9 protein-coding genes are annotated in these 13,596 nt (G+C 53.3%); 4 read left to right on the top strand and 5 right to left on the bottom strand.

Annotated features, from left to right (window positions below; all coding sequences use genetic code 11):
- Positions 1–127 precede the first annotated feature (127 nt).
- Both DP091_RS26070 and DP091_RS26065 read left to right on the top strand, forming a co-directional pair.
- Entirely contained in the window at positions 128–1,081 is a 954-nt protein-coding gene (locus DP091_RS26070; protein WP_113061059.1) for a D-2-hydroxyacid dehydrogenase, read from the top strand.
- A 182-nt stretch (positions 1,082–1,263) separates the two neighbouring features.
- On the top strand, positions 1,264–1,575 hold the full coding sequence (locus tag DP091_RS26065; protein WP_113061058.1) for an MGMT family protein: 312 nt from the start codon (positions 1,264–1,266) through the stop codon (positions 1,573–1,575).
- A 13-nt stretch (positions 1,576–1,588) separates the two neighbouring features.
- Here the strand turns inward: DP091_RS26065 and DP091_RS26060 are convergent, their stop codons facing one another.
- The 3 genes from DP091_RS26060 to DP091_RS26050 form a co-directional block, all read right to left on the bottom strand.
- A complete protein-coding gene (locus DP091_RS26060) occupies positions 1,589–2,569 on the bottom strand; it encodes a TRM11 family SAM-dependent methyltransferase (protein WP_113061057.1) in 981 nt (326 codons plus the stop codon).
- A gap of 40 nt (positions 2,570–2,609) precedes the next feature.
- On the bottom strand, positions 2,610–3,713 hold the full coding sequence (locus DP091_RS26055) for an MsnO8 family LLM class oxidoreductase (protein ID WP_113061056.1): 1,104 nt from the start codon (positions 3,711–3,713) through the stop codon (positions 2,610–2,612).
- Positions 3,714–3,823: 110 nt separating this feature from the next.
- Positions 3,824–5,239: a deoxyguanosinetriphosphate triphosphohydrolase family protein gene (locus DP091_RS26050; protein ID WP_113061055.1), complete on the bottom strand. Its 1,416-nt coding sequence runs from the start codon at positions 5,237–5,239 to the stop codon at positions 3,824–3,826.
- Between the two features lie 427 nt (positions 5,240–5,666).
- On the opposite strand from DP091_RS26050, the gene DP091_RS26045 reads away from it, so the two are divergent.
- Together DP091_RS26045 and DP091_RS26040 are read left to right on the top strand one after the other, a co-directional pair.
- Positions 5,667–6,986 (top strand): polysaccharide lyase family 7 protein, encoded by a 1,320-nt coding sequence (locus DP091_RS26045; RefSeq protein ID WP_113061091.1) that lies wholly within the window; start codon positions 5,667–5,669, stop codon positions 6,984–6,986.
- A gap of 101 nt (positions 6,987–7,087) precedes the next feature.
- Positions 7,088–12,079 (top strand): alpha/beta hydrolase fold domain-containing protein, encoded by a 4,992-nt coding sequence (locus tag DP091_RS26040; RefSeq protein WP_113061054.1) that lies wholly within the window; start codon positions 7,088–7,090, stop codon positions 12,077–12,079.
- Positions 12,080–12,413: 334 nt separating this feature from the next.
- Here the strand turns inward: DP091_RS26040 and DP091_RS26035 are convergent, their stop codons facing one another.
- On the bottom strand, positions 12,414–13,199 hold the full coding sequence (locus DP091_RS26035; RefSeq protein ID WP_113061053.1) for a glycoside hydrolase family 73 protein: 786 nt from the start codon (positions 13,197–13,199) through the stop codon (positions 12,414–12,416).
- Positions 13,186–13,596 (bottom strand): phage holin family protein (locus DP091_RS26030; protein WP_113061052.1); only part of this gene is annotated, 411 nt, incomplete at its 5' end. The genes DP091_RS26035 and DP091_RS26030, both read right to left, overlap by 14 nt.

Genomic DNA, 13,596 nt, shown 5'->3' with positions numbered 1-13,596 from the left:
ATTCATGTACAAATTTTCCAATCCGGACAGTTCGTTCATGCGCAAAGTGATGATTTCTGATAATATGTTCCCAAAGAGCGTTACGCTTTTATTCTGGTTTATATCACATTCCTTAGGAGGTAGCACCATGCCGAAAATCGTTGCCATACACGACTTAACCACGGAACAACAGCAAAAAATCAAGGATATCGCCCCCGACTACGAGCTGCTGGTTACGAAAGCGAAAGAGCTTACGCCAAGCATCGTTCAGGATGCCGAAATCATGATCGGCTGGTCACGCTCCATACAGGAGGATATATTGTCTGCGGACAGCAAACTGAAATGGATTCAAGCATGGTCAGCCGGTGTCGATAAAATGCCGCTCAAAGAGCTCGAAGAAAAGGGCATTCAGCTTACCAATGCCAGCGGCGTACATAGCGTTCCGATCACGGAGCATATTTTTGCGATGATTCTGGCCTTCACGCGCAATCTTCATCTAGCAATTCGCCAGCAATCCAATAACCAATGGGATACGTCCGGCACGTTCACGGAACTGGCCGGCAAAACCATCGTCATCGTCGGCGTCGGCCAGATCGGCAGTCATACGGCGCGCGTGGCCCAGGCGTTCGGCATGCGGACCGTCGGTGTACGCCATTCCGGCAAATCCGATCCTTATGTGGAAGCGATGTACAAGGTCGATCAGCTCGATGAAGCGCTGGCTGAAGGTGATTATATCGTAAACATCCTGCCGCTTACGGATGATACCCGCGGACTGTTCGATGAGGCGAGATTCTCGGCGATGAAGGACTCCGCCTTCTTCGTTAATGTAGGCCGGGGTCAAACCGTAGTAACCGAAGACATGATTCGGGCACTTCAAGCCGGGTCATTGGCGGGTGCGGGACTGGATGTGTTCGAGGAAGAGCCGCTTCCGTCAGACCATCCGCTGTGGACCTTGGACAACGTCATCATGACCCCGCATATGGCGGGCGACACGGATCGCTACGGCGAGCGTGCCGTGGATATTTTCCTGGAGAATTTGCAGAATTATGTAGGCGGTAAGCCCCTGTCGCGAAATGTAATCGACTATAGCAAGTCGTACTAAGACCAGGTAACCAGTTCTTAAATACAGCTTTACTCCTGCTCTCAAAGGAGACGGGGGATCGATCATGCAACCAAAGACCATAAGATCCATACAACAAAAGGAACGTCCCTAGGTTTCCATACCTTCCGGGACGCCCCTTTTATTTTTTCAACTACATTTATACGCAATGGGAGAGAGAATCGATGCAGCCGTATACGCAACGTGTAATTGAAGTGATCCGGAGCATTCCGGAAGGATACGTCATGACGTATGGACAGGTGGCCAGACTGGCCGGCAGCCCAAGGGGTGCACGGCAGGTCGTCAGAATACTTCACACCCTCAGTCACATTCACAAGCTGCCGTGGCATCGGGTCGTCAACGCAAAGGGAGAAATCGCCATCAAGGACGATGAATCGAGACTCATGCAGGAGCTGTACCTCCAAGGCGAGGGCGTTGCCGTCAATCCCAAAGGCATCATCGATTTAGAGAAATATCGTTATGACCCAGGAGAATAGATAGGTGGCACCACTATTCGCACAACCAGATATCCCTCACAAAACTCCCCTTCCGGGTCGTGCAATGACGCAGGACCTTCCAGCCCGAACTCATCAGTTGCTCACGTAAAGGTTCTGTGCTAACGATGACAGCTCGATCTGACAACCGACGTAAGCTTTGCAGCATCTGCAGCTTCTCTTCCTCCGGGAAAACGGAGCACAGATTATACGGAAGGTCCAGGATTGCGGCATCATAATGCCCTTGAAGTGTATTCATATCCTGAATGGCAACTATGTTGTCATCATAACCGTAGTGCCTCAGATTCACCCTCGCTCCCCGAATGGCAAGCGGATTGATGTCACGCCCCTCGGCCGCGATTCCCATCGAGAACGCCTCAATTAATACATTCCCCATGCCGCAGCAGGGATCCAGGAGCGTCACTTCGCTCAATCGAGGAACTGCCAGGTTGACCAGCGCCCTCGCGATGCGCGAGCTGAGGCCTGTGGAGTAATTTTGCGGCTTCTGTTTATGCTTCAGCCATGCGCGTTCAGGTTCATGAAGGATTCCCAATCTCCAGATGCCGCCTGTTGATATCATACCGAGCGTGACATCCGGGACTTTCATCTGTGCAATTCCTGTAATTTGGCGGCCTACCACCCGCTCATACCTGCGTGATTGTTCATAACTGAACCGATCTCCCGCCTTGAGACAGACGACTTTGAAACTTGCGTGGTTAAGATGAATGCGGCCTGCTTGCTCGGCCATTTCATCGATGGATTCGCCGGTCATCCTGACGTCGATGCAGGCCGATAAGAACGGGCTCCGATCCGGATCAACCCATTGCTCGCTTTCCAGCCAATCCTCACCGTCAGGTTCATGACCGAACAGCTCCGTCAGTTCCATCAAGCACAGCTCACGCTCCGTTTCATGACAGGCATAAGTATACAGATAAGTGGACTTATCGCTTATGAAGGATGGACCAAAAGTAGTGTCATAATCGTTTGAATGCATCATTTATTTCGTCTCTCTTCTATTATATATGTGCAGCAGTTGACTACTGCTCCATTAACAGCCGATAGGATTCCAGCCGTGCATTGTAATCACTTACCGGCGTGACGACCAGGAACTCGTCACACCGATACTGCTCTGCCATATGCTGCAGTCTGTTTCGCACACTTGCAGGCTTGCCGACGATTAACCGCTGGGATGGGCCTGACGAATCGGAACCGGACGGGGCCGGATCTCCGGATTCTGACGCTGAATTTTTCTGAGGATCCCCGTCATGGATCGTGGCTGTTCTGCCACTGGAATGTGTATCACTGCCGCCCCCACCAACTTCTGCTTGTCCGATCGCAGCCAAGACGGGGCTTTGTTCATGACCGGCCGTTTCCTTACGGCCCGCCGGTACGCTGCCCTGCCCTGGTCTGGGTATCTCTGCGGCAAGCTTCTGCGCCTGTTCCTCCGTCGCCGCGCATACCACGCTTACCGCCACCATTGTGCGCGGTTCTTGCAGAAAAGCGCTTGGACGATAAGCTTCCCTGTAAGATTGGAGAACTTCCGCCCCGTCCGTATCGCTCATAAACTGGCCGAATACATAGCCCGTACCGAATTCAGCCGCATATCCCGCACTCTTCGTATTCGTGCCGAGCATCCACATTACGGGCGAGGTTGCGGGCACCGGCTTCGCAGCCACTGGCACGTCTTCGTAGCGATACCGATCCTCCAGCAGTTCGGTCAAAGCCCGAATCCGCTGCGGCAAATCCGCTACATGACCCAGGAAATTTCCGCTGAGCGCCATGCTCGTATGCGCCGAACCTCCCGGCGCCCGCCCAATCCCGAGATCGATGCGTCCGGGATACAGCGCTGCAAGCATGCGGAAATTCTCCGCAACCTTCAGCGGGCTGTAGTGGGGCAGCAGCACGGCCCCGGAGCCGAGCCGAATGCGCTTTGTCCTAGCGCCGATATGGGATAGCAAAATCTCGGGCGATGCACAGGACAGATGCTCCAGATCATGGTGCTCTGCCGCCCAGTAGCGCTCGTAGCCCCATGCTTCCGCATTCTGTGCCAATATCACCGCTTGCTGCAAGGCTTCTTCGAACGTACTCTCTCCAAAACGCGGAACCAGATCAAGCACGCTCAGTTTCAATTGGTTATTCATGCAATCCCCCTTTCCGTCAGCATTTCAACTTCCTATAGAATAAACTGCAGGTTCATTAGCAGGTGGTAGATGAACCAACATCAGTGCAACCACACACCTGCTCGCCGCTGCTAATCCAAATCGTAGATCGAACCTACCTTGAGGCCGTACAGCTCGTTGTAGATTTTCTCGGCGAAAGCGTCCGTCATGCCCGCGATATAATCAATCACCATATGCTCCCACGTCCAGATCGGCTGCGCCCGCTTCTGGTCCGCTTCATAGCGCTGAAGCCAATCGGAAGGAATGATCGCCGTGGAGGCAACAGGATCGAGAAAAGCGTCCCACAGACGCTTGATAATCCATTCGCTGCGCTTCTGCAGGCGCTGAACCCGCAGGTCGCGAATCATGGTCACCCAGGCAAAACTCTTCAGGACGCTGACGGTACGCAGCATATCCTCGTCTTCCACGCCGTCTTTGACAAACGTCACCTTTTTCCAATCTCCGTTCGTAATTACGCCCAAGCTGCCTACAAACAGGCTGACCCAGTAGGCCTTGACCTCCCGCCGGGTACGGGAATAGTCATTCTCGCAGGTCGGCATTTTCTCGTTCCATATTTTCAGAAACTCGTCCAGCACCAAATCCACTTTCGGCTGGATCTGCTCCTTGGTCCATCCCTTCCATACCTCGTCTTCCAGCGTCATGATCTTCTGCACGATCAGTTTGTTCAAGTGACTGTCCCGCAAAAAGTGTTCATGCACCTCGATCTTCCCTGCTTTGATGCCATCTTCCAGATCATGCGCGGAATAGGCGATGTCATCGCAAAGATCCATCAGCTGCGCTTCGAGCGTTCGATGCGCGCCGGGAATTTGCCACTCCCTCCGGATATGGGAGATGTATTCCCATTCATGCCGGTACATCCCCTTGTGATTATCCAACCCGGAGAACGGATATTTATTGATGCCAAGCAGCACCGCATCAGACAGATTGAGTCCGTTGACGTTCTCTCTTTTCTCCAAAAACATGATCAGCCGAAAATTGTGCGCATTCCCTTCAAAATGCTCATATTTACGCCGCATCGCCTGCTGTACCTCAGCGGCCTGCTCCGGTGTCGGCGTTCCCGGCTGACGTGTCAGCTCCTTCTCGGTTCTCCGGTCGATATGCTTCTCCAGAATGCCCTGCAGCACCTCTTCGCCCTTGTGACCGAATGGAGGATGCCCAAAATCATGCGCGATCGCCGCGCATTCCACCACCTCGGGGTCAATCATCAGCCCGGCGTTTTCCGCCTGTTCCGGCATCACTTCAGGGTAATTGCGGGTCAGGCTTCGCGCCGCTTCACGCGCAATCTGCGCAACCTCAAGCGAATGCGTTAAGCGCGTCCGGTAATAATCGCCGGTGCCGGCACCGAATACCTGTGATTTTCCTTGCAGCCGGCGGAACGTCGGCGAATGGATCAGGCGCGAATAATCCCGCTCGTAAACCGCGCGCGAAGCATCCGACTTCGTTTGCTCCGGATATTGGCGATGCTCTCTAAGCTCCTTCAGCGTCATTTATCCCACTCCTGTTTTATCTGTATAGGGTCGATTCGAAATCGTTCGTTCTTTAGATTATATGCCATCCGGCAGCTGAAAGAAAAATATGATTTCCAAGTAAACCCGTTCCTCCTTGTATACCCGAATTGTCACATCGGCTATCCGCTAGGCGCGATATTCCCGTCAGGGTGGTGGATGGAGCAAAACATTAACAAGATGATTTGCAATCTCCACTACGCTATTTCGCACCCTCAGGAGGCAGAAGCATCAATAATTCCTCCATTATGCAAAAACGCCAAGCGCTTATAGGATTAACACAAGACCTGTGCGCACATTCTTGCTACGTTGATAGGTAAGCGCTGTCATTTGTTTCTTAAAGCGCGCAACGGAAAGGAGGGAAATGATAATTCATAAGGGTTTTCACCATTATACGGGAGGGATTTCTGTGAAACGAAGGCATGCTTTTTCGAAAAAAATAACGTTCTGCCTGCTCAGTGCAGCCATGCTGTTTGCTCCTCTGTTTGAAGGACACGGATTGGCCGCCGGAGAGAGCCAATACTCGGTTTCCGCATCGGCAAGCAGCTACGACTCTCGCTGCGCTTGCGATGCTACGAAAGCGGTGGACGGCAGTCTTAGCACACGCTGGTCCGGCGAAGGCGACGGCACTTGGCTGAAGCTGGATCTAGGATCTGTCAACCCGGTTTCAATGGTTAAAATCGCGTTTTACAACGGAGATTCGCGAACCTTCACCTTCGATATTCAAACCTCAACCGATGGCTCCAACTGGATTCAAGCACGGAACGCTGTCACTAGCGCTCAAAACAACCAGCTGCAATCCTTCTCCATCCCCGTTGCGGAAGCCCGGTATGTACGCATTGTGGGCTATGGCAACACCTCAAATGACTGGAACAGTTACACAGAGGTCGAAATATGGGGAGGCACTGCGGATGGAGGAGGCGAGGCACTGGATCCTGCTAAACCACCTTCTGGAAATTTTGACCTAAGCAAGTGGAAAATCACCCTGCCCGACGCGTCCGAGATCCAGGCCGAAACACTCGCCAGTGGGTATGAGCATCCGGATTGGTTCTATACCGATCCCGTCACCGGCGGCATGGTATTTACATCGCCTAATATCGGTGAGACCACCACGAACAGCACCTACACCCGCTCCGAGCTTCGGGAAATGCTGAATCCATCGACGAACAGCGCTTCCTCATGGGCCAACAACTGGGTAACCTCTACCTCCTCCCCATCCATAAAATCTCAGGCAGGCGGCGTGGATGGAACGATGAAGGCTACCTTACGCGTGGATCATGTCTCCGTCAGTGGGATCGAAGCCGATAAAATCGGCCGCGTCGTGGTCGGGCAAATCCATGGCCCAAGCACCGAACCGATACGGCTCTATTACCACAAGCGTCCTTCGGACAGCAAGGGTGCCGTTTATTTTGGAACCGATGACCTGGACAACAACAACACCTGGGTGAACATTCTCGGCGGACCGAACCAGCTTAATCCTGCAAACGGCATCGCCCTCGGCCAGAAATGGAGCTATGAAATCAAAGTGACCGGGCTTTTTATGACAGTGAAAATAACCCCTGAGGGCGGACCGGCCACCACGGTGACGCATACTCTCCCTAGCGGTTATAACGATAAGTATCTGTACTTCAAAGCCGGCGTCTACAACCAAAACAAATCGGATACCACCCCGGACCAATCCGACCATGTCAAAGCTACTTTCTTCTCTCTAACGCACCTGCACCCTTAACATCCACTTGTAAATCCCATGCCCGGGGCAGTCACGCGCCTGCTTCCGGGATTTCTTAAACGAACTTCATGCACCCATATTGAAAAGCGAGGGATGAAATATTGAAAAAGAAACTTTACCGGATCTCGTGTCTGATCCTCTGCCTTCTGATCCTAATGACCGTCATGGTTTCACCAGCGCAGCTTATGGCCGTATCGGCACAACCTGCGGCAGCGGTTGATCTTGCAGATAAATCTTTGGCATCAAATTCCGATCCCCTGCCGGAACCAGAAGGGCCGGATATTCTCTTCTTCTCCGATAATTTTGATTCGGAGCGCTACGGAACCACGGGTGGTGTCGTCATCCCGCTGCCTTGGGTTCAGACCGGGGATGGCGGGAGTAAAGCCAAAACCTCTGTGTCCAACAGCGCGCCGTCCACGCCAAACCTTATGAAGATCGATGTAACCGACTCCGTCTATCTGCCCGTCAATACGACGGGGTATGGCAACATCAAGTTAAGCTATTATACAAGAGCTTCATCCTATGTCAGCGGAAGCATTGTGGCCGAGTGGTCCGGTGACGGCGGAGCGACCTGGAGCACGCTGGAGGAGTTTAAACTGGCCCCGGGAACGCCCGAAGCGCCGCGCAGCGAATCCAACATGCTGAAGACTTGGACGCTGCCGCTGGAAGCCAACAGTAACCCAAATGTACGAATCCAGTTCCGGGTAGGTGATCCGATGAACGCGAATATGTACATCGACAGCGTCTCGCTGTCAGGCCAGGCCATCCCCGGCATTCCGCCTGCGGTCGATCCCGTGCCTGAACCCCCGCCGACCGAAACCGGCCCATACCCTGCTCCGGAAGGCGTAACCCTCTATGAGGACGTTTTGATCGGCAAAGCCGGGGATCGAGATCTCTATACGTCCATCGCTGTTCCGAGTACGCCGCCAGCCGAACCTATGCCGGTCATGATTTACATTCACGGCGGAGGCTGGAATAAAGGCGACCGCAAAAACGCCCTGGGCAGCATCTGCAACTATGTCGTTAAACGCGGGTACATCGGCGTATCCTTAAGCTACCGTCTAACCCCCGAAGCGCCTTACCCGGCCCAAATTCAAGACGTGAAGCTGGCCATACGGTATTTGCGCGCCCATGCCGAGCAGTACCACATCGATCCGAGTCGTATCGGCGTTTGGGGAACTTCGGCGGGAGGGCATCTCGCTTCCCTGCTGGGAACGACCGGAGACCTGACCAAAGAGGATACGGTCACGCTGGATACCGGGGATACGGTTCATCTGCCCGATATCGAAGGCGCCGGAGGCTGGCCGGAATACTCCACCAAGGTGCAGGCCGTGGTGGATTGGTACGGACCGGCCGATTTCACGACCGATTTTGCCGACCGCTACAGCTCGGTCACAAAGCTGCTCGGCGGGCATAACGCCCTGTCCGTCCCAATTGAAGCACGGCTTGCCATGCCGGGAACGTATGCCACTCCTGATGATCCGCCGTTCTGGATCCGCCATGGAGACGCGGATGCCACCATTCCCTACACGGACAGTGTCACATTCGCCGATCAGTTGACAGCCGCCGGAGTACCGGTCGTGGATTTTGAGATCGTCCCCGGACAGGGCCACGGCTTCACCGGAGAAGCCAAAGCAGTCGCGGATGCGGAAGCTTGGGCCTTCATGGAGCAGCACGTAAAAAATTTGGAGGTAACGACGCCGACCCTCTACAAAGACGGCTACACGCCGCCTGATCCGACGGATCCTACAGATCCAACCAATCCAACGGACCCGACCGATCCTACAGATCCCTCTCCGGGCGTTCCCGTTGAGGTTGGCCGTTTGGGCCCTACAGACGATGCTCTGATCGACAGCTCTAAACCTGACACCAATATCAACTCGGCTACAGGCACAAGTTTCGGACTTCTCAGCGTATCATCCGGTACAACCAACAAAAAAGTTGTCTATTACAAATTCGATGCTTCCGCCCTGAGCGATCCGGAATTCCGCTACGAATTTCAGGTCGCTGCAAAAAAAGGCACCAGCAACACGGATCTAGAACTCTCCCTTTATGGAATCGAGGACACGGCTTGGAATGAAAACGATCTAACCTGGAACAATGCGCCCGTGAACAGCCTCGATCCAAATGCTTATATTGGATCGTTTACGGTAAAGGCCGAGAATAGCGGGCGGCCGGAGGTGTACAGCGTCGATGTGACGGACTATGTCCGCAGTCGTCTTGCGAATGGCAGCGTATCTTTTCTCCTTGCGGATGCGGCCCATACCGGTGTCAGCGTCAATATCTATACCAAGGAAGCCAACGGCTCCAGCAATCCAAGGCCTGTGTTGGTCGTAAGCGAGTTGGTGGATTCCAGTCAGGATACGACGCCGCCGTCCTGGCCGGACGGAAGCCGTCTGTCCGTCAGCAGTATCGGCGAAGATTATGTGCACCTGGCATGGTCTTCGGCGGAAGACAACAAGTTGGTTGCGAAGTATAACGTTTATCAAAACGACGTCAAAGTATCGGAGCTGGACTCCGACATCACCCGCTATGAAACGGAAGCACTGTCTCCGCACACGGAGTACAGCTATAAGGTCGAGGCCGTGGATGCCGCCGGAAACGTCAGTCCAGTTCCGCTAACGTTATCAGTTACGACGCTTAGTGCTCCCTTAGCGCCTTGGCCTGTGGCCTCCGTCACGGCAAGCGGCAGCGACGGCAACATCGAGGATAATACCCTGGACCAGAATTTGTACACCCGCTGGTCTGCCGCCGGCGACGGTCCGTGGATCATGTACGATCTGGGCGAGACCCGGGACATCGGCTATCTGGGCATTGCCTTCTATAAAGGGGACGTTCGCGCTACGGAGATCGATATCGAAATCTCAGATGACGGCGTGACCTGGTCTCCCCTTTTCAACGGTTCGAGCAGCGGAACCACCACCGCGATGCAGCCTTTTAACGTTCCGGACACGAGTGCACGTTACGTGAAGCTGACCGGGCGCGGAAATTCGGACGGCAGTGCCTATACGAGCCTGACGGAGGTCCATATCTATCCGCCTTTCGCTAACGGGGATACGCCCGTGTCGATCATTCCGGATTTTGTGCCGCAGCCGCCGGATGGTACCGTTCCTTTTACCGCTCCAGGGATGAAAAATGCGGACGGCAGCGACCATCCGGTGCATCAGGCTTTTGTTGCTACCGGAAGGACGTTGAACGTGGTGGACTACGGGGCTGATCCGTCGGATAACGGTTCGGACGATCGACCGGCAATTCAACGAGCGATAGATGAAGCACTCCCGGGAGACGAGGTGTTTTTCCCGAACGGCGTGTACAACTTAAACAGTACTCCCGATGATCTGACCAATCTGATACTGAAATCGGAGGTCAATTTACGGGGGGAAAGCCAGAACGGCGCGATCCTCAAGACCTCGCTGAACAAGGTCCGGAACAGCACGATGCTGAGATCCGCCAAACAGCATGATCTGACCATCTCCAACCTGACGCTGACTTCCGCTTGGGAAGGTCAATATACGACCGATCACAGAATCAACAACCCGGATGCCGGCGGTCCGGACATGATGATCATTGCCGCTAATTATGGCGAGACGCCATCGTACAACATCACGATCGACGGCGTAACGATCGAAAAATTCAGCCGCATGGGCGTCCGCATCGAGAACAGCCATGATATCGTTGTCCGAAACACCACGTTCCGAAATGCTACGGACCTTGGACCGGGCGGTGCCGGGTACGGCGTATCCATTCAGGGCGTGCCGAAGGTCGACCGCAATGGGTTTGCTAATGATACCCGGTGGAATCTGGTCGAGGACTCTTCCTTCGAGGGGCCTTATCTGCGTCACGGCGCGCTCATACAGTATGTGGCCCATAACAACGTGATCCGGCGCAATGAATTCAACCAAGTCCGGTTAGATGCGATTGATCTGCATGGGGAACTGGAGTATTTTAACGAGATTCACAATAACCTGATCACCGACATGCCGTATGGCGGCGGCATCGGCATCGGAAATACCGGGGGAACCGCACCGACCAATCACAGCAAATCCGGCCCGCAAAACTATATCCACGACAACACGATCCGCAATGCGCGGGAAGGTATCGTCGTATCAATGGGATCGCCGGATACCATTATTGAGAACAACCGGATCGAGAATACCGTCGACATTCCGGACGCCTCCGGTATCAACATTTTGAACGGGCCGGGCACAATCATCAAGGGCAACACAATCCGCCAGAACACCGCCGAGCATTATTGGGGCATCCTGCTTGAGCACGACAACGGGGACACCAACGCGGGCGGCATCGGAGCCGGAGACCCGGAGAACGTGCAGATTCTGAACAACACCATCACCGGGAACAGCAACGGGATTCAGCTTAAGGCAGGTAAGAATATCAAGCTAAGCGGCAATACGCTGGATAACATAGGCGAGAACTTTACGGCGGCTCCTGGCGTCACGTATAGCGATCTCACCGTAGGCTTGGAGTACAGTACGACCACCCCCACAAATGGAGACGTTATTGCAGCCTTAGTCTCGAATAGTCCAATTACCGTCATCAATAACGGTGGATCTCCAACTTACAAATTTACCGAGAACGGTTCATTTACCTTCGAATATGAGGATGCAGACGGCAACCAAGGTACGATAACGGCAACCGTATCGAACATCGATAAAGTCGCCCCAGTGCTTACGGTTACACTCTCGCCTTCCGTACTAAAGGCGCCAAACCGCAAAATGGTCGATATTCACGCTGACCTGGAATCTAGCGATGAAGGCTCTGGCGTTGCGTCAGTCGTGCTGACCTCTATCAGCGTGGAGAGTGCGGGCGGCAAGGGGCATAGCTGGGATATACAGGAGAATTTGAACGGGAGAGATAAGGAAACCGGTAAAAGTGAAAGCAAAAACAATCGAGGCGATGGTGGCGACCGGGGACCGGATATACAAGATGCCGAGTTCGGTACCTATGATACCCATTTCCGGCTGCGGGCCGAGAAATCGGAGCGTGGCCAAAGCCGAATCTACACCGTGACTTATACCGTGACGGACCATGTGGGGAATCAAGCGCAGGCAGCAGGGACGGTGAGGGTGAAGTGAGCTGAGTTGTATGTTAAGGAACTCACGAGGAGGAGCATGTTATTCTACGTTTACGTAGTGAATTATTATTAAGGTGAATGCACGGACAGGAATTCATCGAACAATCAAGCATGAAATTCGTCGGAAGGGTAAGGAATGTTCGAATTCACTAATATCAAACGATTCCGGGAAATGAATAACCGAATCTGCTAGTAAAACACTAACTGATATATATCTCCCCATACAACAAAAGCTGCCCATACCGCTCTAACGGTTGGGCAGCTTTATTGTTCAAAATAACGCTTCATTATATAGATGTGACCTGAGAGAGCAGCTTGCACGTTATATTCTCGATTCACTTACTTGGTCTATCGAAAAACCCCAAACGGTGCAGCACGGTCATGATTCGATAAAAATCAAAACTGCCCTCAGGATCATGCAATACTTCTGCCTGCTGTGCAGCTTGTACTGCCGGTTCTGCCCAAGCTGGAACTTTAGCCGGTTTCTCTGTCTCTACGGCCTTGAGCCTTGTGTTCAACTGCTTCATGGCATTGCTCTGCTCCTCTAACAATTTTATAGCAGAAGCATATTGCTTACTAAGCTGCTGCATCTGCTCTTGTGTTTTTTGCAGCTCGGCCGTCAATTGTTCAATTTTCATGCGTTCCTCCTCCTCTGGATTAAGCAAATCATATTGATGGAGCAAATTCTGCTCCATTAAGGCGATGAGTTTTTTCGGATAATTAGGGTCTGTAGCGTACCCTCCCCTCCAAATCTCGGTCGCCGCCGTTTTATAATTCGCCCATAACACGCCATGGTAACGCTGTGGCTTATCTCGCGTGCCGTTTAGGATCAGTCGGGTATGATCGGCAACCGATTCACTCCAGCTGTTATACTTACGAAACTGGGCTTGGGTCGTATAGGGCGTCTGCCCCCGGTATTCGGTTGTCTGCATGGTGACGCTTCCCGCCGGACCGGTTCCTTTGATGCCAAACAGATTGTTCGCTTTTTGCGTTAGACCGCTCATTCCCCAATTGGATTCCAAAATTGCTTGAGCGAGCGTAAGCGAAGCAGGCACCCCGTACTGGCGCATATCCTGGGTGGCTATAGGTGCCAGCTTGGCTATAAATTCAGAGGGTTTCATCCTTTTTCTCCTCCTTTCGTGAGGTTGGTTTATCCCCTTCTTCGGATTTGATCTGGAATACCTGTACCACATTACGCAGGGACTGGGGGATCGGTACCCCCATTCTCCCCACGTTCTCAATAATAGACAGCAGCTCATTCGCGAGATAGAAGAAGATCACCGTATTTTGAAAATAATTCATCTCCCCCAGCACCCGGTCCACCAGATGCATCAGGGCGATGATAAGAAAAATGGTCATTTTGCGTGCAATTCCAGTATAACCAATACGGCTGCGCAGCTCGCCGTTCATCCAGGCCGCGCCCCATCCGGTCAACCAATCGATCACCACGAACCACAACAACAGATGCAGCGGCAACGACCATCCGCCCCAGACGTACCCTGTCACGGCCCCCGTCCC

The sequence above is a fragment of the Paenibacillus sp. MDMC362 genome (assembly GCF_003269305.1).
Classification (GTDB): Bacteria; Bacillota; Bacilli; order Paenibacillales; family Paenibacillaceae; genus Paenibacillus_AQ.
Note: the sequence above shows the minus strand (reverse complement) of the source record. Positions and strands in the feature narration are given on the sequence as shown.